18 protein-coding genes are annotated in these 20,604 nt (G+C 73.4%); 10 read left to right on the forward strand and 8 right to left on the reverse strand.

Annotated features, from left to right (window positions below):
• Positions 1–55: 55 nt before the first annotated feature.
• Positions 56–1,672, forward strand: a complete 1,617-nt coding sequence (locus tag AC1WTP_RS05185) for a serine/threonine-protein kinase (RefSeq protein WP_481648111.1) — start codon at positions 56–58, stop codon at positions 1,670–1,672.
• A 43-nt stretch (positions 1,673–1,715) separates the two neighbouring features.
• Here the strand turns inward: AC1WTP_RS05185 and AC1WTP_RS05190 are convergent, their stop codons facing one another.
• Positions 1,716–2,348, reverse strand: a complete 633-nt coding sequence (locus AC1WTP_RS05190) for a potassium channel family protein (RefSeq protein ID WP_481648271.1) — start codon at positions 2,346–2,348, stop codon at positions 1,716–1,718.
• A 25-nt stretch (positions 2,349–2,373) separates the two neighbouring features.
• The gene (locus AC1WTP_RS05195; protein ID WP_481648112.1) at positions 2,374–3,708 is read right to left on the reverse strand and encodes a TrkH family potassium uptake protein; all 1,335 of its coding nucleotides are present in this window, start codon (positions 3,706–3,708) and stop codon (positions 2,374–2,376) included.
• Positions 3,709–3,851: 143 nt separating this feature from the next.
• Here AC1WTP_RS05195 and AC1WTP_RS05200 point away from each other — a divergent pair, with 143 nt between their 5' ends.
• Complete coding sequence (locus AC1WTP_RS05200) at positions 3,852–4,970, forward strand: glycerophosphodiester phosphodiesterase (protein ID WP_481648113.1); 1,119 nt, start codon at positions 3,852–3,854, stop codon at positions 4,968–4,970.
• Positions 4,971–5,042: 72 nt separating this feature from the next.
• On the opposite strand, the gene AC1WTP_RS05205 is transcribed toward AC1WTP_RS05200, so the two are convergent.
• Positions 5,043–5,798, reverse strand: coding sequence for an SDR family oxidoreductase (locus AC1WTP_RS05205; protein WP_481648114.1), 756 nt, complete (start codon positions 5,796–5,798; stop codon positions 5,043–5,045).
• Positions 5,799–6,529: 731 nt separating this feature from the next.
• Positions 6,530–6,760: a GntR family transcriptional regulator gene (locus AC1WTP_RS05210; RefSeq protein WP_481648115.1), complete on the reverse strand. Its 231-nt coding sequence runs from the start codon at positions 6,758–6,760 to the stop codon at positions 6,530–6,532.
• Positions 6,761–7,044: 284 nt separating this feature from the next.
• Here AC1WTP_RS05210 and AC1WTP_RS05215 point away from each other — a divergent pair, with 284 nt between their 5' ends.
• The 6 genes from AC1WTP_RS05215 to AC1WTP_RS05240 all read left to right on the forward strand — a co-directional run bounded on the left by AC1WTP_RS05215 (position 7,045) and on the right by AC1WTP_RS05240 (position 12,387).
• Positions 7,045–7,305 (forward strand): hypothetical protein, encoded by a 261-nt coding sequence (locus AC1WTP_RS05215; protein ID WP_481648272.1) that lies wholly within the window; start codon positions 7,045–7,047, stop codon positions 7,303–7,305.
• Positions 7,306–7,649: 344 nt separating this feature from the next.
• The gene (locus AC1WTP_RS05220; protein ID WP_481648116.1) at positions 7,650–8,855 is read left to right on the forward strand and encodes a substrate-binding domain-containing protein; all 1,206 of its coding nucleotides are present in this window, start codon (positions 7,650–7,652) and stop codon (positions 8,853–8,855) included.
• Positions 8,856–8,858: 3 nt separating this feature from the next.
• Positions 8,859–9,602, forward strand: a complete 744-nt coding sequence (locus AC1WTP_RS05225; RefSeq protein ID WP_481648117.1) for an ABC transporter ATP-binding protein — start codon at positions 8,859–8,861, stop codon at positions 9,600–9,602.
• Complete coding sequence (locus tag AC1WTP_RS05230; RefSeq protein ID WP_481648118.1) at positions 9,603–10,376, forward strand: ABC transporter ATP-binding protein; 774 nt, start codon at positions 9,603–9,605, stop codon at positions 10,374–10,376.
• A complete protein-coding gene (locus tag AC1WTP_RS05235) occupies positions 10,376–11,266 on the forward strand; it encodes a branched-chain amino acid ABC transporter permease (RefSeq protein WP_481648119.1) in 891 nt (296 codons plus the stop codon). Before AC1WTP_RS05230 ends, AC1WTP_RS05235 begins: the two co-directional genes overlap by 1 nt.
• Positions 11,263–12,387, forward strand: coding sequence for a branched-chain amino acid ABC transporter permease (locus AC1WTP_RS05240; protein ID WP_481648120.1), 1,125 nt, complete (start codon positions 11,263–11,265; stop codon positions 12,385–12,387). Before AC1WTP_RS05235 ends, AC1WTP_RS05240 begins: the two co-directional genes overlap by 4 nt.
• Positions 12,388–12,587: 200 nt before the next feature.
• Here AC1WTP_RS05240 and AC1WTP_RS05245 read toward each other — a convergent pair whose 3' ends face one another.
• A complete protein-coding gene (locus AC1WTP_RS05245) occupies positions 12,588–13,061 on the reverse strand; it encodes a VOC family protein (RefSeq protein ID WP_481648121.1) in 474 nt (157 codons plus the stop codon).
• Between the two features lie 184 nt (positions 13,062–13,245).
• Between AC1WTP_RS05245 and AC1WTP_RS05250 the strand changes: the two genes are divergently transcribed.
• Positions 13,246–15,378: a DEAD/DEAH box helicase gene (locus AC1WTP_RS05250; RefSeq protein WP_481648122.1), complete on the forward strand. Its 2,133-nt coding sequence runs from the start codon at positions 13,246–13,248 to the stop codon at positions 15,376–15,378.
• A 162-nt stretch (positions 15,379–15,540) separates the two neighbouring features.
• Positions 15,541–16,494 (forward strand): hypothetical protein, encoded by a 954-nt coding sequence (locus tag AC1WTP_RS05255; RefSeq protein WP_481648123.1) that lies wholly within the window; start codon positions 15,541–15,543, stop codon positions 16,492–16,494.
• A gap of 42 nt (positions 16,495–16,536) precedes the next feature.
• Here the strand turns inward: AC1WTP_RS05255 and AC1WTP_RS05260 are convergent, their stop codons facing one another.
• The 3 genes from AC1WTP_RS05260 to AC1WTP_RS05270 form a co-directional block, all read right to left on the reverse strand.
• Entirely contained in the window at positions 16,537–16,953 is a 417-nt protein-coding gene (locus AC1WTP_RS05260; protein WP_481648124.1) for a helix-turn-helix domain-containing protein, read from the reverse strand.
• 166 nt (positions 16,954–17,119) lie between these two features.
• Complete coding sequence (locus AC1WTP_RS05265) at positions 17,120–18,277, reverse strand: class I SAM-dependent methyltransferase (RefSeq protein WP_481648125.1); 1,158 nt, start codon at positions 18,275–18,277, stop codon at positions 17,120–17,122.
• Between the two features lie 354 nt (positions 18,278–18,631).
• Positions 18,632–20,287: a DEAD/DEAH box helicase gene (locus AC1WTP_RS05270; RefSeq protein ID WP_481648126.1), complete on the reverse strand. Its 1,656-nt coding sequence runs from the start codon at positions 20,285–20,287 to the stop codon at positions 18,632–18,634.
• Positions 20,288–20,604: the final 317 nt, after the last annotated feature.

A 20,604-nucleotide genomic window follows, 5' to 3' on the forward strand; every position in this document is an offset into this window, starting at 1 on the left:
ACCGATTCCGACCCTGGAGGTGTAGCCCCCGCACTCCGGGGCAACAACGCTGACCATGGGTGGAGAGCTCCGGAACGGCGCGCAACTGCTCGGTGAGCGCTATCGGCTGATCGAGCAGCTCGGCGCGGGTGGCATGTCCGTGGTCTGGCGCGGCTACGACGAGGTGCTCGGCCGGCAGGTGGCGATCAAGGTGCTCGCCTCCCGGCTCGCCAGCGACCGGGCCTTCCGGCACCGGATCCGGATCGAGGCGCAGGCCGCCGCCCGGCTCTGCCACCCCAACATCACCAACGTGTACGACTACGGCGAGTCCGAGCAGGTCGGGCTGACCGTGCCGTACGTGGTGATGGAACTGGTCGACGGCGAGTCGCTGAGCGGGCGGCTGCGCCGCGGCGGGCAACTGCCCTGGCGGGAGGCGGTGACCATCGGCGCGGAGGTCGCCTCGGCGCTGGCCACCGCGCACGCCCGCGGGGTGGTGCACCGCGACGTCACCCCGGGCAACGTGATGCTGACCTCCACCGGTGTGAAGGTGGTCGACTTCGGCATCTCCGCGCTGGTCGGGGAGAGTGAGAAGGGGCCGGACGGAGCCCTGCTCGGCACGCCGGCCTACCTGGCGCCGGAGCGGATGGACAACGGCCAGGTCTCGCCGGCCACCGACGTGTACGCGGTCGGCCTGCTGCTCTACCGGATGCTCACCGGCCGGCTGCCCTGGCAGGCCAGCACCACCACCGAGATGCTGCGCGCGCACATGTACAACGACCCCGAGCCGATGCCGCCGGTGCCGGGGCTGGCCGACGAGGTGGCCGACCTGGTGCGCCGCTGCCTGGCCAAGCGCCCCGAGGACCGGCCGGTCACCGCCGAGGTGGCCCGCACCCTCGCCGATGCGGCCGGGATGATCCCGGCGGTGCCGGTCTCCCCGGCGGCCGCGCCGGCCGACCCGGCCGTGCTGGCCAGCGCCGGCACCACCATCCTGCCCTGGTCGGCGGCGACCGACGCGCTGCCGTTCTCGCGTACCCGCAACCGCCGGACGGTGGCCCGGCGCCGGAAGGTGGAGGCCGGGGTGGCCGCCGCCGGCATGGTCGCGGTGACCGCGACCATGTGGGGGCTGACCTCGCGCAGCCCGGCCAGCGGCGGCGTCGACGAGCCCACCCCGGCCCGGATGGGCGTGGAGAAGCCCGCCCCGTGCCGGGTCGCGTACGCGTTGCGCACGGACACCGGCAAGGACTTCACCGCCGAACTGACCCTGATCAACACCGGTGACCGGGAACTGCGGGACTGGACGATGCGCTTCACCTTCCCCGGGCAGCAGACGGTGACGAAGGCGGCGCCGGCGCCGGTGAGCCAGCAGGGGAACACCGTGACCGTGCGGCCCGCGCCGGAGCGGGCCGCGCTGGCGCCCGGTGCCGCCGAGAAGGTCGCCCTGACCGGCCGGCACACCGGCGTGAACCCGCTGCCGGTGGAGTTCCGCCTCGGCGACGAGACCTGCGCGGTGCAGGTCTCCGGCGTGGCCGGCACGGTGCCGAGCACGGCCCCGGCCAAACCCCCGGTCATCAAGGCCCCGCCGAAGAAGACCGCCACCGCCAAGGCGGGCGGCGGCACCACGGTGAAGTCCGGCAACTCCGGCAAGGGCAGGGGCAAGGGGTCGGGTGGTGGCTCGGGAAAAGGGGGACGGTAGGAAAGGGCCACGGGAAGGGGGACGGCCGCAAGGGCGGATGAGTTCAGCTGAGCGTGGAGAAGCGCTGGACCTGTTGGATGCTCCCCTCGACGATCAGCGTGCTGCCGGGGAGAACCGTGGTGTCGTCCGTGGCGTAGCGGAACTCTTCGCCCGGTAGCTGGACCCCGACCACCCGTACCCCGTGCCGCTCGGCCGGCCGGACGTCGGCCAGCGAGTGCCCGACCAGGCTCTCCGGGGCGCGCACCTTGGCGATGGCGAAGTCCGCACCGAACTCGATGAAGTCGAGCATGTTGCTGACGATCAGGTGGGCGACCCGCTCACCGGTCTCCGCCTCCGGGAAGATCACGTGGTGCGCGCCGACCGAGCCCAGGATCTTGGCGTGCTTGGTCGAGGTGGCCCGGGCCCAGATCTGCGGCACGCCCAGCTCGACCAGGGCCAGCACGGCGAGCACGCTGGCCTCGACCGAGGCGCCGATGGCGACCACCGCGCTCTGGAAGTCGGTCACGCCGAGCTGGCGTAGCGCGTCCTCCTCGGTGGCGTCGGTCTGCACCACCCGGTCGAGCTGCTCCGACCAGCGCTGCACCAGGTCGGGGTTGCGGTCGACGGCCAGCACCTGGTGGCCGAGCTGGGTCAGCGACTCGGCCAGGTAGCCGCCGAACCGGCCCAGCCCGATCACCAGGATGCCGCCGTCGCTGGTCTTGTCATCCGACAATGGGTTGCTCCTCCGGATAGCGGTAGAGCCGCCGTCGGGTGTTCAGGGCGAGCGCCGACCCGAGGGTGAGCGGCCCGACACGGCCGATGTACATCAGGGCGATGAGGGCGAGCTGGCCGCTCTCCGGCAGGCTGGGGGCGACCCCGACGGAGAGCCCGGTGGTGGTGAACGCCGAGGTCACCTCGAACAGCGCGGCGTAGTAGGGCACGCCCTCGGTCATGAAGATCAGCCCCACCGTGCCGCCGACCACCAGCGCGACGCTGAGCAGCGCCACCGTGATCGCCTGTCGCTGGCTGGCGGTGGCCACCCGCCGGTGCCCGATCGTCACGTCCGGCTCGCCACGCAGCTCCGCCCAGATGACGAAGGCGAGCAGGAAGAAGGTGGCCACCTTGATCCCGCCGGCGGTGCTGGCGCTGCCGCCACCGATGAACATCAGCGCGATGATCATGGGGTAGCTCTCCTCGCCGAGGCCCTCGGTGTCGACCACGTTGAATCCGCCGGTGCGGATGTAGGCGTCCTGGGCGAACGCCGCGAGCAGCTTGTCCGGCCAGCCCAACGGGCCGATGGTGCGCGGGTTGCCCCACTCGACGGCGAGCAGGGCGAGGAAGCCGACCGCGAGCAGCACCGCGCTGCCCCAGACGGTCAGCTTGGTGCCCACCGCCCAACGGGCGGGCTGCCGCCACTCCCGCACCGCCTCGAAGAGCGCCGGGAAGCCCAGACCGCCGACGATCGCGCCGACGGCCAGCGGCAGCGTGATCCAGGCGTCGGTGGAGAAGCGGACCAGGCTGTCGGAGTAGAGCGCGAAGCCCCCGTTGTTGAAGCCCTGCACCGCGTGGAAGACGCCGTGCCAGGCCGCCTGGCCGAGCGGGTAGTCGTAGGTGACGGCCAGCCGTACGGTGAGGATCGCGGTGATCACCGCCTCGAAGACCAGCGCGGTGCCGGCGATGCGCAGCAGCAGCCGGCGTACGTCGCCGAAGCCGAACTCCTGGGTCTCGGCCTGCACCAGCAGCCGGTTGCGCAGCCCGAGCCGCCGGGCCACCACCAGGATGACCAGGGTGGCCCCGGTGACGATGCCCAGCCCGCCGACCTGGGTGAGTACGGTGATCATCGTGAGCCCGAACTCGTTCCAGTAGGCCGGGGTGTCGACCACCACCATGCCGGTCACCGACACCGCCGAGGTCGCGGTGAACAGCGCGGTGACGAACGGGGTGTACCGGTGTTCGCTGGTCGCCCAGGGCAGCATCAGCACGCCGGTGCCGAGCAGGATCGTCGCCAGGAAGCCGAACGGCACCAGCCGCACGGGGTGACGAAGAAACCGGCGCACCAGACAATCTTCCTGTTCCGCCCTGACCGGGGTGGAGAAACCGGCATCCAGGAGGGTTCACCTGGCGGCCAGCCGTCGACCACCTGGCGGTCAACCCGGGCCGGTCTGCTGAGCGCGTTCCTCGACGACGACAGGAGAGCGCGTTGCGACGTACCCTTTCCGCCCTCGGGCTGGCCGGAGCCCTGCTCGCGGCCGTGGTGGCCGTGCCGACCGTCGGCGCGTCGGCCCGGCCGGCGTTCGGCCCCGAGCAGGCCAGCGGGCGCTCGCTCGTGATCGCCCACCGCGGTGCCAGCGGCTACCGGCCGGAGCACACCCTGGAGGCGTACCGGCTGGCCATCCGGCAGGGCGCCGACTTCATCGAGCCGGACCTGGTCTCCACCGCGGACGGCGTCCTGGTCGCCCGGCATGAGAACGAGATCTCCGGGACGACCGACGTGGCCGCCCGCCCGGAGTTCGCCGCCCGCAGGACCAGCAAGACCATCGACGGCGCGCGGGTGACCGGCTGGTTCACCGAGGACTTCACGCTGGCCGAGCTGAAGACGCTGCGGGCCAAGGAGCGGCTGCCGCAGGTGCGGGTCGCCAACACCGCCTTCGACGGGCGGTTCGAGGTGCCCACCCTCCAGGAGGTCATCGACCTCGCGCGGGCCGAGGGGCGGGCACGGGGCCGCACCATCGGCGTCTACCCGGAGACCAAGCACCCGACCTACTTCGCCTCGATCGGGCTGCCGCTGGAGGAGCCGCTGGTGGCGGTGCTCCGGGCGAACCAGCTGACCCGGAAGAACTCCCCGGTCATCGTCCAGTCCTTCGAGACCGCCAACCTGCGCAAGCTGGACCGCATGATCGACGTCCGGCTCGCCCAGCTGCTCGACGCCACCGGCCGCCCGTACGACTTCACCGTCGCCGGTGACACCCGGACCTACCAGGACCTGGCCCAGCCGGCCGGGCTGAAGTGGATCGCCCGGTACGCCGACGGCGTCGGGGCGAACAAGAACCTGATCGTCCCGCGTGACGCCGCCGGAAAGCTGCTCGCCCCGACCACCCTGGTCGGGGACGCGCACCGGGAGCGGCTGGTGGTGCACGCCTGGACGTTCCGCGCCGAGAACCAGTTCCTGCCGGCCGACTTCCGGATCGGCACCGACCCGAACGCCCGCGGCGACATCCAGGCCGAGTACGAGCTCTTCTTCGGCCTGGGGCTGGACGGGGTCTTCGCCGACCACCCGGACACCGCCGTGGCCGCCCGCGCCGGCCTCGCCCAGCGCTGACGCCGCCGCACCCGCCGGCCCGTCGTCCCGCTCGAGCGCGGGGTGACGGGCCGGTGCGGGCAGCACCGGAGGTTACGATCCGGCGCCCGCCCGCTGCCGCCACTGCGCCACCGTGGTCCGGCCAGTCCGCGCGCCGTCGACCGGCACGAGGGAACGCTCGTCCAGCCGGGCGCCGAAGTAGCGCGCCTCGGGGTCGGTCACCACGTCCCGGGACTCCCCGCTCGCGGCCAGGGTGGACCGGCCGAGTTCGTCGAGCCGGAACTGCTCCGGGCCGGCGACCTCGACCACCCCGTTGGTCGGTGCGCCGACGCTGACCTCGGCGACCGCCGCCGCGATGTCGTCGGCCGCGATCGGCTGGATGAGGGCCGGCGAGAGGTGGACGGTGTCCCCGTCGGTCGCGGACTCGACGATGAGCGGGACGAATTCGATGAACTGCGTGGACCGCACGATCGAATACGGGATGCCGGACTCGGCGAGAAGCTTCTCCTGCGCCACCTTCGCCCGCATGTAGCCGCTGTCCGGCAGGCGGTCGGCGCCAACGATCGACAGGGCCACGTGGTGGCCCACGCCGGCCTCGGCCTCGGCGGCTAGCAGGTTGCGGGTGGAGGTCTGGAAGAACTCCATCACCGCCGACTCCTCGAACGACGGGGAGTTGGACACGTCGACGACGACGTCCGCGCCGGCGAGAGCCTCCCGCACGCCCGCACAGGTCATCGTGTTGACGCCGGTCTTGGGCGACGCGGCGACCGCCTCGTGCCCCTGCCGTTCCAGGATGCTCACCACCCTGCTGCCGATGAGCCCGCTGCCGCCGATGACGACGATCCTCATGATCTGGTCCCTTCCGTCCGCGCCCCTCAGGCCGCAGTCAACCACCTGCGACCGGGCCGGGCGGCGATTCCTGACATCCGGCCGTCCCGGCCGCCGAACAGGCGGTGGCCGTGCCGGTTGGGAACGTGCCGGTGGGCGGCCCTACCTCGGTGATCGGGCGCCGTCCTGCCCTGCACCCGCCGTCCCGGGTCGGCCCCGGTCCTCGCCCGGAACGCTTTAGAGCTGATGTCGGAAACGAATCAGGGGCCGGCCGGCCGGCCGACGTGCTGTCGGACAGGTGCGACAGCACGGGCCCTGTCGAGCTGCCCCGTCTATGGGACCGCTGACACCGGTGGGTCTGTCTTGCGGGGTGGGTGGGATCGGTGGGCCCGTCTGCGGGGCCGGTGGGGTCGTCGAGAGGCCGTGACCGGCGGTCGCGACCATCAAGATCGCGCTGTTTCCTGGTTGTAGTGGCCTCGGCCGCGGTGGGACACCCCTACATCCATGATCGAGCACGATCTTGCTCTGCATCCGCCTGGGCAGGGGCGGTCACCGTCCGCCGACGGCCGCGATGGGGCCGTTCTTGGGTAGCTCGGAAGGGCGTGGACGGGGTGCGGGCGATCCACCGGGACCGGGGTCTGGACGGGATCGGGATCGGGCCCGGGGCGGGGAGTGCAGCTGGCGGGACGTCCAGCGGGCGCTGTCGCGGACCCCGGGACGGGGATGGTGCGCGAGTTGGTGGCGGGGCGGGGCTACTGTTTGGCGCGCTCGGCGACGTAGGTGCCACGGCCGGGCTGCCCGGTGATCAGCTCTCGGTCGTGCAGCAGTGACAACGCCCGAGAGGCGGTGTTCATGTGCACGTCGTAGGCCTCGGCCAGCTCCCGGGTTGACGGCAGTTTGTCGCCCGGCTTGAGTTCACCACTCTTGATCTTCGCGGTGATGTCGTTGGCGATCCGGCGGTATGGCGCTTCTGCTGTCGGCATGGGGAGACTCCGGTTGGTTCGGCGTCTCCGATCATGCCGGCCTACACCAGTAACTGCAACAAGCTGTCGTGTCACGACCGCGAGGGTCAACCTACACAAGTATTTGGGGTAGCTTCTCCTTGTCCGGCTCCGGTTGGTTCGGCAAACCCTCGGAGTCCGGACACTCAGGTGGGCTCCGGGGTCGTACCGCCGACGAGGGCTGCGGTCGCGGGGCCGGCGGCCCGGTCCGCGTCCCCTACCCGCGGGCCGGGCCGCCTCCAGGCGTGGAAGCGAGGGTCTTGCCGATGGGCGACGGGCGGGAACGGTTCGTGGTGCACCTGCCGGTGCTCGCCACCGACCTCGGCGCCGCGAAGCGGTTCGCCCGGGCGATCACCCGGGCGCTGGGCTTCCTCCCCGACGTCGATCCGGGCGAGACGACGGTGTCCGAGGAGGACGCCCAGTTCGTACGCCATCGGGTCTTCTGCGACGCCCGGCTCGACGGCGGCCGGCGCTGCCGGCAGCTGGCCGACCACGACGGCCCCTGCGTTCCGGCGCCGCCGCGCTGACACGGGTGTCGCCCGGTCGGCGCGGCGGGGCAGCCCGACGGCGGGTGTCGACCGGTCGGCGGCGCCGGGCGGCCCGACGGCGGCTCCACGGTGGCGGGACGGTCGGCGGCGTACCGCGTTCGGCGGGTGTCGGTGGCGCGGTGCGACACATGCCCGGTTTCGGCCATGGCTGCCGCGCCCATCGTGGTGGTACGCCGTCACTGCCGCAGGTCGGAGGCTGTTACGGTCGGCCACCCCACCCCTGTTACTTGTGTGTTTCGGCCACATAGCCCGTGCGTGACGTCACTTCTAGCGTGAGCCGACAAACGAGTTCCCTTCCCTCCGAGTCCTCACGTGGAGTCGCAATGACGGTCCGGACGACGCGGCGGGTGTTCCTGTCTACCGCCACGATGATGGCCGCGGCGCTCGCCGCCACGGCCTGTGGCAGCCCGCAGGACACCGCCTCCGGTGGCGGCGACAGCGCCGCCCCGGTCAAGGTTGGCCTGGTCTACTCCCAGTCGGGAGCGCTGGCCAGCTACGGCAAGCAGTACATCGAGGGGTTCAAGGCCGGCCTCGACTACGCCACCAAGGGCACCAACAAGGTCGGCGACCGGGCCATCGAGATCACCGAGGTCGACGACGCCGGTGACCCGGCGAAGGCGGTCTCCGCGGCCAAGGACCTGATCGGCAAGGGACACAAGATCATCGCCGGCTCGACGGCGTCCGGGGTGGCCCTCCAGGTCGCGCCGATCGCCGCGCAGAACAAGGTCCTCTTCATCTCCGGGCCGGCCGCCACCGACGCGGTGACCGGCGCGAACAAGTACACCTTCCGGTCCGGGCGGCAGTCGTACCAGGACGTGGTGACCGCCAGGTCGTTCATCGGCGACCCGGCCGGCAAGAAGGTCGTGGTCTTCGCCCAGGACGGCGCCTTCGGCGACGCCAACGAGGCGGCCGTCAAGACGGTCATCGGCGGCGCCGGCGCGACCGTCAGCAGCGTCCGCGCCCCGGCCAGCGCCACCGAGTTCACCCCGTTCGCCAGCCAGATCAAGGCCGCCAAGCCGGACCTGCTCTTCGTCGCCTGGGCCGGCACCACCGCCCCGGCCATGTGGCAGACCCTCGACCAGCAGGGCGTGCTCTCCTCGACCACGGTCGTCACCGGCCTGGACATCCGCGCCTCCTGGCCCACCTTCGGCGCCGCCGGCAGCAAGATCTCGTTCCTGTCGCACTACTTCGACGGGGCCACCGACAACGAGGCCACCAAGGCCGCCAAGGCCAAGATCCCGGGCGGCACGCTCGACCTGTTCCACCCGGACGGCTTCGCCGCCGCGCAGATGGTCGTCCGCGCCGTGCAGGAGGGTGGCGACGACGTCGAGAAGATGGTCACCGCCCTGGAGGGCTGGAGCTTCGACGGCATCAAGGGCACGATGACCATCCGCGCCGAGGACCACGCCCTGCTCCAGCCGATGTTCCAGGCCAAGCTGGCCGGCAGCGGCACGACGTACACGGCCGCGGCGCAGAAGAGCCTCTCCGGTGACGAGAGCGCGCCGCCGGCCGTGGCGATGAAGGGCTGACACATGCTCGCCACCCGCGGTCTGACCTGGCGGATCGGTGAGGTCGCCATCGTCGACAGCGTCTACCTCGACCTGGCGCCCGGGGAGTTCCTCGGCGTCATCGGGCCGAACGGCGCCGGCAAGACCTCACTGTTCAACCTGATCACCGGCCTGCGCCGGGCCACGGAAGGTCGGATCACCCTCGACGGGCGGGACATCGGTTCCCTGCCGCCGCACCGGCGGGCCCGTCTCGGACTCGGCCGTACCTTCCAGGCGTCCTCGGTCTTCGGCTCGCTCAGCGTGCGGGAGAACGTGCGGCTCGCCGTACAGGCGCACCGCGGGGGCTCGATGAAGCTGTGGCGGCGGGCGGCGGCCGACCGGGAGGTGGCCGCCGCCGCCGACGCGGCGCTGGAGCGCGTCGGCCTCGCCCACCGGGGCGCGGCGCTCGCCGGCACCCTGGCCCACGGTGAGAAGCGCAAGCTGGAGATCGCCCTGCTGCTGGCCGGCGAGCCCCGGGTGATGCTGCTCGACGAGCCGATGGCCGGGGTCAGCGCCGAGGACGTGCCGGAACTGGTTGCGGTGATCCGCTCGCTGACCGGCGACAGCGGCCGGTCGGTGCTGATGGTCGAGCACCACATGGACGTGATCCTGGAACTGGCCGACCGGATCGCCGTGATGCACCACGGTGCGCTGCTCGCCTGCGACACCCCGGAGACGGTGATGGCCAACCCCACCGTGCAAGAGGCCTACCTGGGGGAGTCGCTGTAGATGGAACCGATCCTGAGCGTGGAGAACCTGTCGGTCCGGATCGCCGGGCTGCACATCCTCCAGGGGGTGTCGTTCACCGTCGCCCCGACCGGCGTCACCGTGCTGCTCGGCCGCAACGGCGTCGGCAAGACCACCACCCTGCGCGCCATCGTCGGCCTCACCCCGCGTGGCGGGGAGGTGCGCGGCACCGTCCGGATGGGTGCGCAGAGCCTGCTGGCCCGGCCGACCCACCGGCTGGTCCGCGGCGGGCTCGGCTACGTGCCCGAGGACCGCTGCGTCTTCGCCGGGCTCACCGTGGCGGAGAACCTGCGGCTCGCCGAACGGCGGGGCACCACCCCGGCGTACGACCGGGTGTACGCGCTCTTCCCGGAGCTGGACCGGCGTGGCCGGCAGCGCGCCGGCTCGCTCTCCGGCGGGCAGCAGCAGATGCTCGCGATCGGCCGGGTGCTGCTCAACGACAACCGGCTGCTGCTGGTCGACGAGCCGACCAAGGGGTTGGCGCCGAAGGTGGTGACGGAGGTGGCCGAGGTGCTGGAACGGGTCGCCGAATCCGTGCCGGTGCTGCTCGTCGAGCAGAACCTGGCGGTGGTCCGGCGGCTCGCCCGGGACGCGGTGGTGCTGGCCGCCGGCCAGGTGGCCTGGGCCGGGGACGCGCAGCAGTTGCTGCTGGAGACCGCGCTGACCAAGTCGTTGCTGGGCGTGGGCTCGGCGGAGGGGCACGCGCCGGCTGCCTCCGGCGAGCTGACCCGCGCCACGGGGGAGGACGCGCGCTGATGGACACCATCGTCCTGCTGACGCTGACCGGGCTCGGCCTGGCGGCGCTCTACTTCCTGGTCGCCTCCGGGCTGTCGCTGGTCTTCGGCCTGGCCGACGTGCTCAACTTCGCGCACGGGCTGTTCCTCGGCGTCGGCGCGTACGCCACCTGGTGGGCGGCGGGCAACCTGCCCGGCGCCGGCGGGGACGGCTTCGGCTTCCTGGTCGCGGTCGCCTTCGGGGTGGCCGCCGGCACGCTGGTGGCGGTGCTGGTCGAGCTGGTGCTGATCCGCCCGCTCTACTCCCGCACCATCGAGCAGGTGCTGGTCACCGTCGGCCTGTCGCTGGCCGGGGTGGCGCTGCTCCAGGCCACCTGGGGCGCCGACGCCCGGCCGTTCCCGCGCCCGGACTGGACCCGGGAGGTGACCGGCGTCCTCGGCGCGCAGGTGCCCAACGGCGGCCTGCTGCTGATCATCGCCGCGGTGGTGGTGCTCGGGGCGATCCTCGCCTTCCTCCGCTGGACCCGTTACGGCCTGGTGATCCGGGCCGGGGTGGAGAACCGGGAGATGGTCACCGCGCTCGGCATCGACGTCCGCAAGGCGTTCACGCTGGTCTTCGCGATCGGCGGGGCGGCGGCGGCACTGGCCGGCGCGCTCGGCGGCGTCTACTTCGGCACCGTCTCGCCGGGGCAGGGCGGCTCGTTGCTGATCTTCGCGTTCATCGTGGTGGTGATCGGCGGGATGGGCTCGGTGATCGGGTCCGCGTACGCGGCGGTCGCGGTCGGCCTGCTGCAACAGTTCGTCAACTACTACGGCACCTCCGGGCTGGGCGACATCTGCGTGGTCGCGCTGCTGGCCGTGGTGCTGCTGCTGCGCCCGCAGGGCATCGCCGGAAAGGTGGCAACGGCATGACCGAGGTCAAGAGTCCCGAGGTGCCGGCACCGCCCGCCGCGGTGCCCCAAGAACTGACGCCGGACACCGGCCGCTGGCACCGGGTACGCCCGTTCCTGCCGCTGGTCGCGCTGGTGGTCGCGCTGATCCTGCCGTACTCGACGGTGCACCTGCCGGGCATCTTCGAGGGCCCGCTGAACTCGCCGGGCACCCTGCAACTGCTCGCCGTGTGCCTCGTCTTCGGCGGCCTGGCGGCCGGCTACGACCTGCTCTTCGGCCGCACCGGCATGCTCTCCTTCGGGCACGCGCTCTACTTCGCCGCCGGCGTGTACGGCACGGACGTCCTGGTCACCAAGGGCGGGCTGCCGCTGTGGCAGGCCGCGGTGCTGACCATCACCGGCGGCACCATCCTCGCCGCGCTGCTCGGCGCCGTCGCGCTGCGCACGGTGGGGATCGCGTTCGCCATGGTGACGCTGGCCTTCGCCCAGGTCGGCGCGATTCTGGTGGCCCGGGACTTCGGCGGGCTCACCGGCGGCGAGGAGGGGCTGCCGCTGGACGTCTCCGGCCTGCCGACGGCGCTGGTCGGGGTCGCCAACACGGTCAACCTCTACTGGCTGGCCCTGGCGTACCTGGTCGTGGTGATCTTCGTGGTGCACCGGGTGAGCGGCTCGCCGACCGGGCGGGTGCTCGCCGGCCTGCGCGACGACGAGCGGCGGATCGGGGTGCTCGGGCTCGACCCGTACCGGTTCAAGCTGGTGGCGTTCACCCTGGCCGGCGGGCTGGCGTCGGCCGGGGGCGTGGTCTACTGCCTGATCGTCGGCGGCGCCTCGCCGCACATCACCTCCTCCGAGCTGACCCTGTCGCTGCTGGTCATGGTGGTGCTCGGCGGGCCGGGCACCCGGTGGGGCCCGGTGCTCGGCGGCATCCTCTACATGTACCTGGACCACCGGCTGGTCGCCTTCGGCAGCAGCGACGCGGTGGACGCCCTGCCCGCGGTCCTCAGCCGCCCCCTCTCCCAGCCGCTCTTCGTCCTCGGCACCGTCTTCATCCTGGCCGTCTACTTCTTCCCCGGCGGCCTGGCCAGCCTCGCCCCCCGCCTGACCCTCCTCCGCCGCGCCCTCCGCACCCCACCCCGCCACTGATACTGCTGTGCCCGCGATCAGGTGCGACGCTACGGCCGGCCTCGTTCCTGCTGCCGGTCCCGGTAGGTCGATCTTGCGGCTTCCACGGAAGCGGGGCAGGGAGCGGAGGGCGCCCCGGCGGTGTCGCACCGAGGGCGGAACGGGCCGGCCGCCACGGAGGCTGGTCGCGGCCCGTCGCGCCCTCGGTGACTGAGGTGGTGTCAGCGGCCGGGGGCCCGCTTCTTGACCTCCTGGAGCACCCAGCCGTTGCCGTCCGGGTCGCTGAAGGTGGCGAAGGAGCCGTAGTCGGCACGGGTGGGGTGCAAGCCGACGATCCGCGCCTGGCCGCCGCCGCGGTGGACGATGTCTCCGCCGTCGTGGCCGTGGTAAACGACACCGCCGGCATCGTGGAACACCTCGCTCACCTCGATGCCGCGACCGACGAGCTCCGCGCGGGCCTCCTCGATGTCCGAGACGACGAGGTACAGGCCCTGGACCGAGCCGGGCGCGGCGGAGGTGATCCCGCTGCCGAACATGATCGAGCACTCGGAACCGGGCGGCGTGAAGTGCACCGCCCGCCACTCCTCGCTGACGGCCTTGTCGAGATCCAGGCGGAATCCTGCCGCCTCGTAGAAGGCCTTGGCCCGATCGACGTCGGATACCGGCAGGATGATGAGTTCGAGCTTCAGATCCATGGGACGTCCTTTTTCCTTGCCTCGGTCGCATAGCGGACCGCCGGGCGGCTCTGCGCCGGCGCGGCTACGAGCATATGCGCCTATTGGGCGGAACGGCCTGTCGATCCGGGGTGGGTCCCTTCACATATGGGAGCGGCAGCGCGCGAACCGGGGCGCGGTCACCCGGCACTGGTAGAAATGCCGGATGAGCCAGGATCGGGCGGCGGTACGGGAACGGGCCGAGGCGGTGCTGCGGCGGCTGGCCGGCGAGCACGCGCGGCTCCGCGAGGACCAGTGGCGGGCCATCGAGGCGCTGGTGGTCGACCGCCGGCGGGTGCTCTGCGTGCAGCGCACCGGGTGGGGCAAGTCGGCCGTCTACTTCGTGGCCACCGCCCTGCTGCGCCAGATCGACGGCCCCGCCACCGGCACGCCGACCGGGCCGACCGTGATCGTCTCGCCGCTGCTGGCGCTGATGCGTAACCAGGTCGAGTCCGCGGCCCGGGCGGGCATCCGGGCCCGGACCATCAACTCGGCCAACCTGGACGAGTGGGACGAGATCACCGCCGAGATCCACGCCGGCGGGGTCGACGTGCTGTTGATCAGTCCGGAGCGGCTGAACAACCCCGACTTCCGGGACACCGTGCTGCCGAAGCTGGCCGCCACCACCGGCCTGCTGGTGGTGGACGAGGCGCACTGCGTCTCGGACTGGGGGCACGACTTCCGGCCCGACTACCGCCGGCTGCGTACCTTCCTCGGCAACCTGCCCGACGGCACGCCGGTGCTCGCCACCACCGCCACCGCCAACGCCCGGGTCACCGCCGACGTCGCCGAGCAACTGGGCGACGCCCTGGTGCTGCGCGGCACCCTGGACCGGGAGTCACTGCGGCTCGGCGTGGTCGAGCTGCCCGGCCCGGCGCACCGGCTGGCCTGGCTCGCCGACCACCTGGACCGGCTGCCCGGCTCCGGCATCGTCTACACGCTCACCGTGGCGGCGGCGGGGGAGACGGCCGAGTTCCTCCGCTCGCGCGGCTACCCGGTCGCCGCGTACACCGGGCAGGCCGACGACGCGGACCGGCGGGCCGCCGAGCAGGACCTGCTGGACAACAAGATCAAGGCCCTGGTGGCCACGAGCGCGCTGGGCATGGGCTTCGACAAGCCCGACCTCGGCTTCGTGGTGCACCTCGGCGCGCCGCCCTCGCCCATCGCGTACTACCAGCAGGTCGGCCGGGCCGGCCGGGCCGTCGAGCACGCCGAGGTGCTGCTGCTGCCGGGCACCGAGGACGCCGCCATCTGGCGCTACTTCGCCTCGCTCGCCTTCCCGCCCGAGGAGCAGGTCCGGGCGGTGCTGGCCGCGTTGCACACCGACCGGCCGCTCTCCACCCAGGCCCTGGAGCCGATCGTCGACCTGCGCCGGGCCCGGCTGGAACTGATGCTCAAGGTGCTCGACGTGGACGGCGCGGTCCGCCGGGTCCGCGGTGGCTGGCTCGCCACCGGCGAGCCGTGGATCTACGACGAGGAGCGGTTGCGCCGCGTCGCCGCCGCCCGCACCGCCGAGCAGCAGGCCATGCGGGAGTACGCGGCCACCCCCGGCTGTCGGCTGCGCTACCTGCGGGAGTGCCTGGACGACACCGGGGCGGCCGACTGCGGCCGGTGCGACCGCTGCGCCGGGCCGCTGTTCCCGCCGGAGGTGTCGGCGACCGCGTTGACCGCCGCGCAGACCTTCCTCGGCCGGCCCGGGGTGGAGATCGCGCCGAAGAAGCTCTGGCCGACCGGGCTGGACGCCGTCGGCGTACCGCTGAAGGGCCGGATCGCCCCCGGCGAGCAGGCGCTGCCCGGCCGCGCTGTCGGCCGCCTCTCCGACCTGGGTTGGGGCGGGCGGCTGCGCGGCCTGGTCGGGCCGGAGGCGGCCGACGGGCCGGTTCCGGACGACGTGGCCGCCGCCGTGGTCGAGGTGCTCAAGGCGTGGGCGCACGGCGACGCCCCCTGGCCACGCCGCCCGGTCGGCGTGGTCGCGGCCGGCTCGCGGCGCCGGCCCGAACTGGTCGGCTCGCTGGCCGAGCGGATCGCCGCCGTCGGGCGGCTGCCGCTGCTCGGGCGGGTGACGGCGGCCGGCCCGGCCGGCGGCCCGCGCGGCAACAGCGCCCAGCGGGTACGCGCGCTGCACGGCGCGATCACCGTGCCGGACGGGCTGGCCGAGGCCCTCGCCGGGCTCGACGGGCCGGTGCTGCTCGTCGACGACCTGATCGACTCGGGCTGGACGATGACCATGGCCGCCCGGGAGCTGCGCCGGGCCGGCGCCCCCGACGTGCTGCCGCTGGCCCTGGCCGTCGCCGGCTGACGGCCGCGCGTCGGCTGGCTGATCAGCCCGGGCCGTCGCCGGCTGACCCGCTCCGGTCGCGCCGGGCGCGGAAAAGTTCCCGGGCCCGGCGGATTGCGACCGTCGCCACCCGTGGCCACCACCTGCCCGATCGTGGCTGGTCGCGGCGGTAGCGTGGGCGCCATGACCGATCAGCGGCACCGCCCGCCGGCGGTGCCGGAGCGGGTCTCGGCCGTACCCGACCGGAGCACCGTGCGGCTGGCGCTGGTGGTCGGCGGGCTGGTGCTCGCCGTCCTGCTCGGCTTCGGCCTGGGCCGGATCAACGGCGGCGGGGCGCCGGCCGGCGCCGGGGCGGACAGCGCCCTCGCCGACCACACCCACGCCCCCGGCACCGGCGCGCACGAGCACGGCGCGGACCAGAGCGCCGCAGCGGAGGCGGCCGGGCTGGCGGTCACCGAGGCCGGTTACACGCTCACCCCGCTGACCGGGGACTTCACCGCCGGCCGGGCGGGCGAACTGCGTTTCCAGGTGCGCGACGCGCAGCGCCGGGCGGTCACCCGGTTCGCGGTCGTGCACGACAAGCCGATGCACCTGATCGTGGTCCGCCGCGACCTGAGCGGATACCAGCACCTGCATCCCACCATGGCGGCCGACGGCACCTGGTCGGTGCCGCTGACCCTGCCCCGGGCGGGCGTCTGGCGGGCGTACGCCGACTTCACCGCCGTCGCCGACGACGGTCGGCAGGTCCCGGTGACCCTCGGGACGGACCTGGTCGCACCCGGCGGGTACGCCCCGCGTCCGCTGCCCGCCCCGGCCACCTCCGCCACCGTCGACGGGTTCACCGTCGGCGTCGAGGGCACCCCGCAGGCCGGGCTCACCGTGCCGCTGACCTTCCGGATCACCGCCGCCGGTGGCGGCACCCCCGTGCTGGAGCGCTACCTCGGCGCGTACGGGCACCTGGTGGCGCTGCGCGAGGGGGATCTCGGCTACCTGCACGTCCACCCCGAGCCGGAGCTGGTCGACGGCGCGGTCCGGTTCTGGCTGACCACCCCCGGCCCCGGCCGGTACCGGCTCTACCTCGACTTCCAGGTGGCCGGCGAGGTGCGCACCGCCGAGTTCACCGTCACCGTCCCCTGACCGAGGCGATCCAGCCGGCGGCGGGCTCGGCCGGCAGGCGGGTCAGCCGGCGCGGCGGATCGGCCGGCGGGCGAGGTAGCGCAGCAGGTCGCGGATGTGGTGCTTCTCCTCGGCGGGCACGGTGGGGTCGGCCAGCCGTTGCAGGATCACCCGGACGTCGGCCTCCACCGGGCCGTCGTCGGTGCGGCGGCGCGGGGTGGGACCGGCGTCGGGCAGGCCGAGGGCGCGGAACGCGGCCGCGACCGGCAGGTCGAGCGCGGCGCAGAAACCCCGCACCTTGGCCAGTTCCGGGTAGTCCTGCCAGTCCCCGGCCAGCCAGCGGAAGACGGTGGAGCGGCCCACGCCGGTGTGTGCGGCCAGGTCCGTGACGGTCCAACCGCGTTCCTCGCGGGCGTCGTCGATGGCGCGCCGCACGAAGCGTGCGAACGCCATCTGTGGCGATACGTCTGCCGAACCCATTCCTGCGGGCTCTCTCCTCCCGGCCGGCACCGGCGGTGCGCCTTCCGAGGGTAGTACGGCGCGGCCCGGAAACAATTGACTGATCGACCAGACCGTCCCGTCGGCGGGACTTTTTCGGGATCGATGGCGCTCGTGCCCCGGACGGGCGATGTGGTGCCCTCCTTCGCTAGCTGCTCCGGACGACGTCCGCGAGGAGGCTCTCCAGCCGGGGGGTGACCCCCCACTGGTCGACCAGGGCCCGGTAGTCGGCGCGCTGGGTGCCGGTCGGTCCGGCGTCGGTGCGCCGGGCGCGGATCAGCAGGTTGCGCGGGGTGTGTCGGGAGTCGACGAACTCCACCACCTCCGCCCGGTAGCCGTGCAGCCGCAGCAGTCCGGCCCGCAGCGCGTCGGTGAGGACGTCCGCGAAGCGCTCCCGCAGGATGCCCTGCCGGGTCAGCAGCTCGTACGGCGCCGGGGCCGGCCGGGCGCGCAACTGGGCCGCGATGTCGTGGTGGCAGCAGGGCGCGGCGAGCACCCAGCGCGCCCGCCAGCGCACCGCCCGGGCCAGCGCCTCGTCGGTGGCCGTGTCGCAGGCGTGCAGCGCGAGCACCAGGTCGGGGGCGGGCTCGACGACCGTGTCGGCGATCGTGCCGGCCACGAAGCTGACCCGGTCGGCCCAGCCGAGCCGTTCGGCCAGTTCGGTGTTGCGGCGGCGCTGGTCCTCCCGGACGTCCACGCCGACCAGTTCGACGTCGAGCCCCCGCTGGGCGAGGTAGCGGTAGGCCGCGAAGGTCAGGTAGGCGTTGCCGCAGCCGAGGTCGACCACCCGCAGCGGGCCGGTCAGCTCGTCCGGCAAGGTGGCCGCCAGGGCCCGCAGGAACGCGTCCACCTGGCGCCGCTTCGCCGCCGAGCCACCGATCTCGGCGAAGATCGGGTCGCCGGGGTCGAGGAGGTACGCCTTGGCCCGGTCGTGCTCGGCCGGCTCGGCCGCCGGCCGGCTCGTGGCCGACCGGTGCACCTGCGCCTCGCCCGACTTGGTCACCCGCAGTTGCAGGGTCGCCCCGGCGGTCTCCACGTGCCAGTTGCCGAACGGCTCGGCCAGCAGCGCGTCCACCGCGGCGGTCGCCTCCGGCCCGGGGGCGACGTTGCGGGTGTACGGCCGGGCCCCGTCGGAGGTGGAGATCTGCAGCCGGGGGCCGGCCTTGAGGGCCACCGGGCGCAGTTCGGCCCGGACCACCGAGGGGCGCTGGCCGCGCCGGCGTCCGGCGGCGACCGCACGGGTCAGCGCGGGATCCAGCAGCAGCGCCCGCACCTCGGTCAGGGCGGCGTCCAACGGTTCCGGCATCGTCCCATCTTCCTGCTCGGTCGGACCCGCCCTCCCGACGGGTGCGGGTGTGCTGCGCCGGCCCGGAGCCTGCCCCTCCCCGAGTCCTTTGCTCTGCTTCAACCCACGCAGCGAAACCTGCGCCGAATGTTTGCGTGGGTTGAAGCAGAGCAAAGCGTGTGTGGCGGGGTTGGCCGGCCCGGGCGGGGGAGGTCCGCGGTTGCCGGGCGCGGGTCTGCCCGCACGTCTGCTCGCCCGCCCCCGCAGGCCCGGGTGGTGCCCTTCGGCCGGCGCGGACGCGCCGGTCAGGCAGGACCTACCAGACGGACGTCCCCGCACCGGAGACCGGTACGGGGACGTCGGGACGTGCGTGGGTCAGTCGGCGGTCGCCTCGGCCGGCGTACCGGCGGCGGAGCCACCGCCACCACGGCGGCGCCGGCGGCGGCGCGGCTTCGGGGCGTCGCCGCCCTCGGCCGCGGCCGGGGCGTCCCCGGCCTCGGCGGTGATCACCGCGGTCGGCTCGCCCGCCACCACCTCGCCGGCCCGGCGGCGCCGGCGACGACGCGGGGTGCGGGTGGCTTCGTCAGCGGTGCCCTCGGCCGCGGGCTCGGCTTCCGGCCCGGCGGCCGACTCGCCGCGGTCCCGGCGACGCTCCCGGCCCCGGCCCGCCTCGCCGCGCCGGGAACCCCGGGCCTCGCCCCGACGGGACCGGCCGCCGCCGAGGTCCTCCTCGACCTCGGCCGCCAGCCCGGCCCGGGTGCGCTCCGCGGTGGGCAGCGTGCCGGTCACCTCCGTGGAGATGTGCAGGTCGGTGTAGAGGTGCGGGGACGTGTGGTACGTCTCCGGCGGCTCCGGCATCTCCAGGCCCAGCGTCTTGTCGATGATCCGCCAGCGGGGCATGTCGTCCCAGTCGACGAAGGTCACCGCGACGCCGGTCGCCCCGGCCCGGCCGGTGCGGCCGATCCGGTGGGTGTAGGTGTCCTGGTCCTCCGGGCAGTCGTAGTTGATCACGTGCGTGACGCCGCTGACGTCCAGCCCGCGCGCCGCCACGTCGGTGGCGACCAGGATGTCGATCTTGCCGGCCCGGAACGCCCGGAGCGCCCGCTCCCGCGCGCCCTGGCCGAGGTCGCCGTGCACGGCGGCCACGGCGAAGCCGCGGAAGTCGAGGTCCTCGGCCACCCGGTCGGCGGCCCGCTTGGTGCGCGTGAAGATCATGGTCAGCCCGCGGCCCTCGGCCTGCAGGATGCGCGCCACGATCTCGACCTTGTTCATCGAGTGGGTCCGGTAGACCAGCTGCTCGGTCTGCGGAGACGGCCCGGTCTCGGCGGTGTGGCCGGCGTGGATCGTCACCGGGTGGCGCAGGAAGCGCCGGGAGAGGGCGACGATCGGGTCCGGCATGGTGGCCGAGAAGAGCATGGTCTGCCGGTCTTCAGGCAGCATCGCGAGGATCTTCTCGACGTCGTCGAGGAAGCCCAGGTCGAGCATCCGGTCGGCCTCGTCGAGGACCAGCGCGTGCACCCGGTCCAGCCGCAGGTGCTTCTGCTTGGCCAGGTCGAGCAGCCGGCCGGGCGTACCGACCAGGATCTCCACGCCCTTGCGCAGGGCGTCGATCTGCGGCTCGTACGCGACGCCGCCGTAGATCGGCAGCACCCGCACGCCCCGGGTGCGCCCCGCGGCCTGCAGGTCCTTCGCGACCTGGATGCCCAGCTCGCGGGTGGGTACGACGACCAGCGCCTGAGGGACGCCGTCGCTGCCCTCGCCCGGCGCGAACACCCGCTCCAGCAGCGGTACGCCGAAGCCGAGGGTCTTGCCGGTGCCGGTGGGCGCCTGGCCGATCAGGTCGCTGCCGCGCAGCGCGATCGGGAGCGCGTACTCCTGGATCGCGAAGGCGCGGGTGATGCCCGAGGCGGCCAGCGCGTCGACGGTCTCCTGACGCGCGCCGAGCTCGGCGAAGGTGGGGGCCTCCGGACGCACCGGGGCCGTGGGGGCCAGTTCCTGGCCGTCCATGAGGTCTTGGGTCAGCTCGCTCATATGGATTTGGGGGTGCCCTCTCGTGGGTGCGCCCCGTCATGTCCTCAGGGCGCGATCGGTATGGCGCGGGCCACACGGTCGGCGGCAGACTGCCGAGCCGGACCGGGCCGCACGCGCGCCGCGGGTCGGACTGCGACCGGATCGAACCTCGATGAGGTCGAACGTGGTCGGATCAGCGGCCACGGCAACTGCTCCATACTACCTGAACCGGCTGGATGCCGTCCTGATTCCGGCTGCCCGTGCCGCCACCGGGGGCAGCCGATGTGATCCAGGTCACTCATCGGCCCGAAATTCGGACTCCCCCCGCGATCGGCCGC

The organism is Micromonospora sp. R311, assembly GCF_056780015.1.

What these genes read in the sequence shown, in the direction of transcription:
- AC1WTP_RS05185 (WP_481648111.1), top strand. Translation starts at nt 56, where the DNA reads ATGGGTGGAGAGCTCCGGAACGGCGCGCAACTGCTCGGTGAGCGCTAT.
- AC1WTP_RS05205 (WP_481648114.1), bottom strand. Translation starts at nt 5,798, where the DNA reads ATGAGGATCGTCGTCATCGGCGGCAGCGGGCTCATCGGCAGCAGGGTG.
- AC1WTP_RS05210 (WP_481648115.1), bottom strand. Translation starts at nt 6,760, where the DNA reads ATGCCGACAGCAGAAGCGCCATACCGCCGGATCGCCAACGACATCACC.
- AC1WTP_RS05215 (WP_481648272.1), top strand. Translation starts at nt 7,045, where the DNA reads ATGGGCGACGGGCGGGAACGGTTCGTGGTGCACCTGCCGGTGCTCGCC.
- AC1WTP_RS05220 (WP_481648116.1), top strand. Translation starts at nt 7,650, where the DNA reads ATGACGGTCCGGACGACGCGGCGGGTGTTCCTGTCTACCGCCACGATG.
- AC1WTP_RS05225 (WP_481648117.1), top strand. Translation starts at nt 8,859, where the DNA reads ATGCTCGCCACCCGCGGTCTGACCTGGCGGATCGGTGAGGTCGCCATC.
- AC1WTP_RS05230 (WP_481648118.1), top strand. Translation starts at nt 9,603, where the DNA reads ATGGAACCGATCCTGAGCGTGGAGAACCTGTCGGTCCGGATCGCCGGG.
- AC1WTP_RS05235 (WP_481648119.1), top strand. Translation starts at nt 10,376, where the DNA reads ATGGACACCATCGTCCTGCTGACGCTGACCGGGCTCGGCCTGGCGGCG.
- AC1WTP_RS05240 (WP_481648120.1), top strand. Translation starts at nt 11,263, where the DNA reads ATGACCGAGGTCAAGAGTCCCGAGGTGCCGGCACCGCCCGCCGCGGTG.
- AC1WTP_RS05245 (WP_481648121.1), bottom strand. Translation starts at nt 13,061, where the DNA reads ATGGATCTGAAGCTCGAACTCATCATCCTGCCGGTATCCGACGTCGAT.
- AC1WTP_RS05250 (WP_481648122.1), top strand. Translation starts at nt 13,246, where the DNA reads ATGAGCCAGGATCGGGCGGCGGTACGGGAACGGGCCGAGGCGGTGCTG.
- AC1WTP_RS05255 (WP_481648123.1), top strand. Translation starts at nt 15,541, where the DNA reads ATGACCGATCAGCGGCACCGCCCGCCGGCGGTGCCGGAGCGGGTCTCG.
- AC1WTP_RS05260 (WP_481648124.1), bottom strand. Translation starts at nt 16,953, where the DNA reads ATGGGTTCGGCAGACGTATCGCCACAGATGGCGTTCGCACGCTTCGTG.
- AC1WTP_RS05265 (WP_481648125.1), bottom strand. Translation starts at nt 18,277, where the DNA reads ATGCCGGAACCGTTGGACGCCGCCCTGACCGAGGTGCGGGCGCTGCTG.
- AC1WTP_RS05270 (WP_481648126.1), bottom strand. Translation starts at nt 20,287, where the DNA reads ATGAGCGAGCTGACCCAAGACCTCATGGACGGCCAGGAACTGGCCCCC.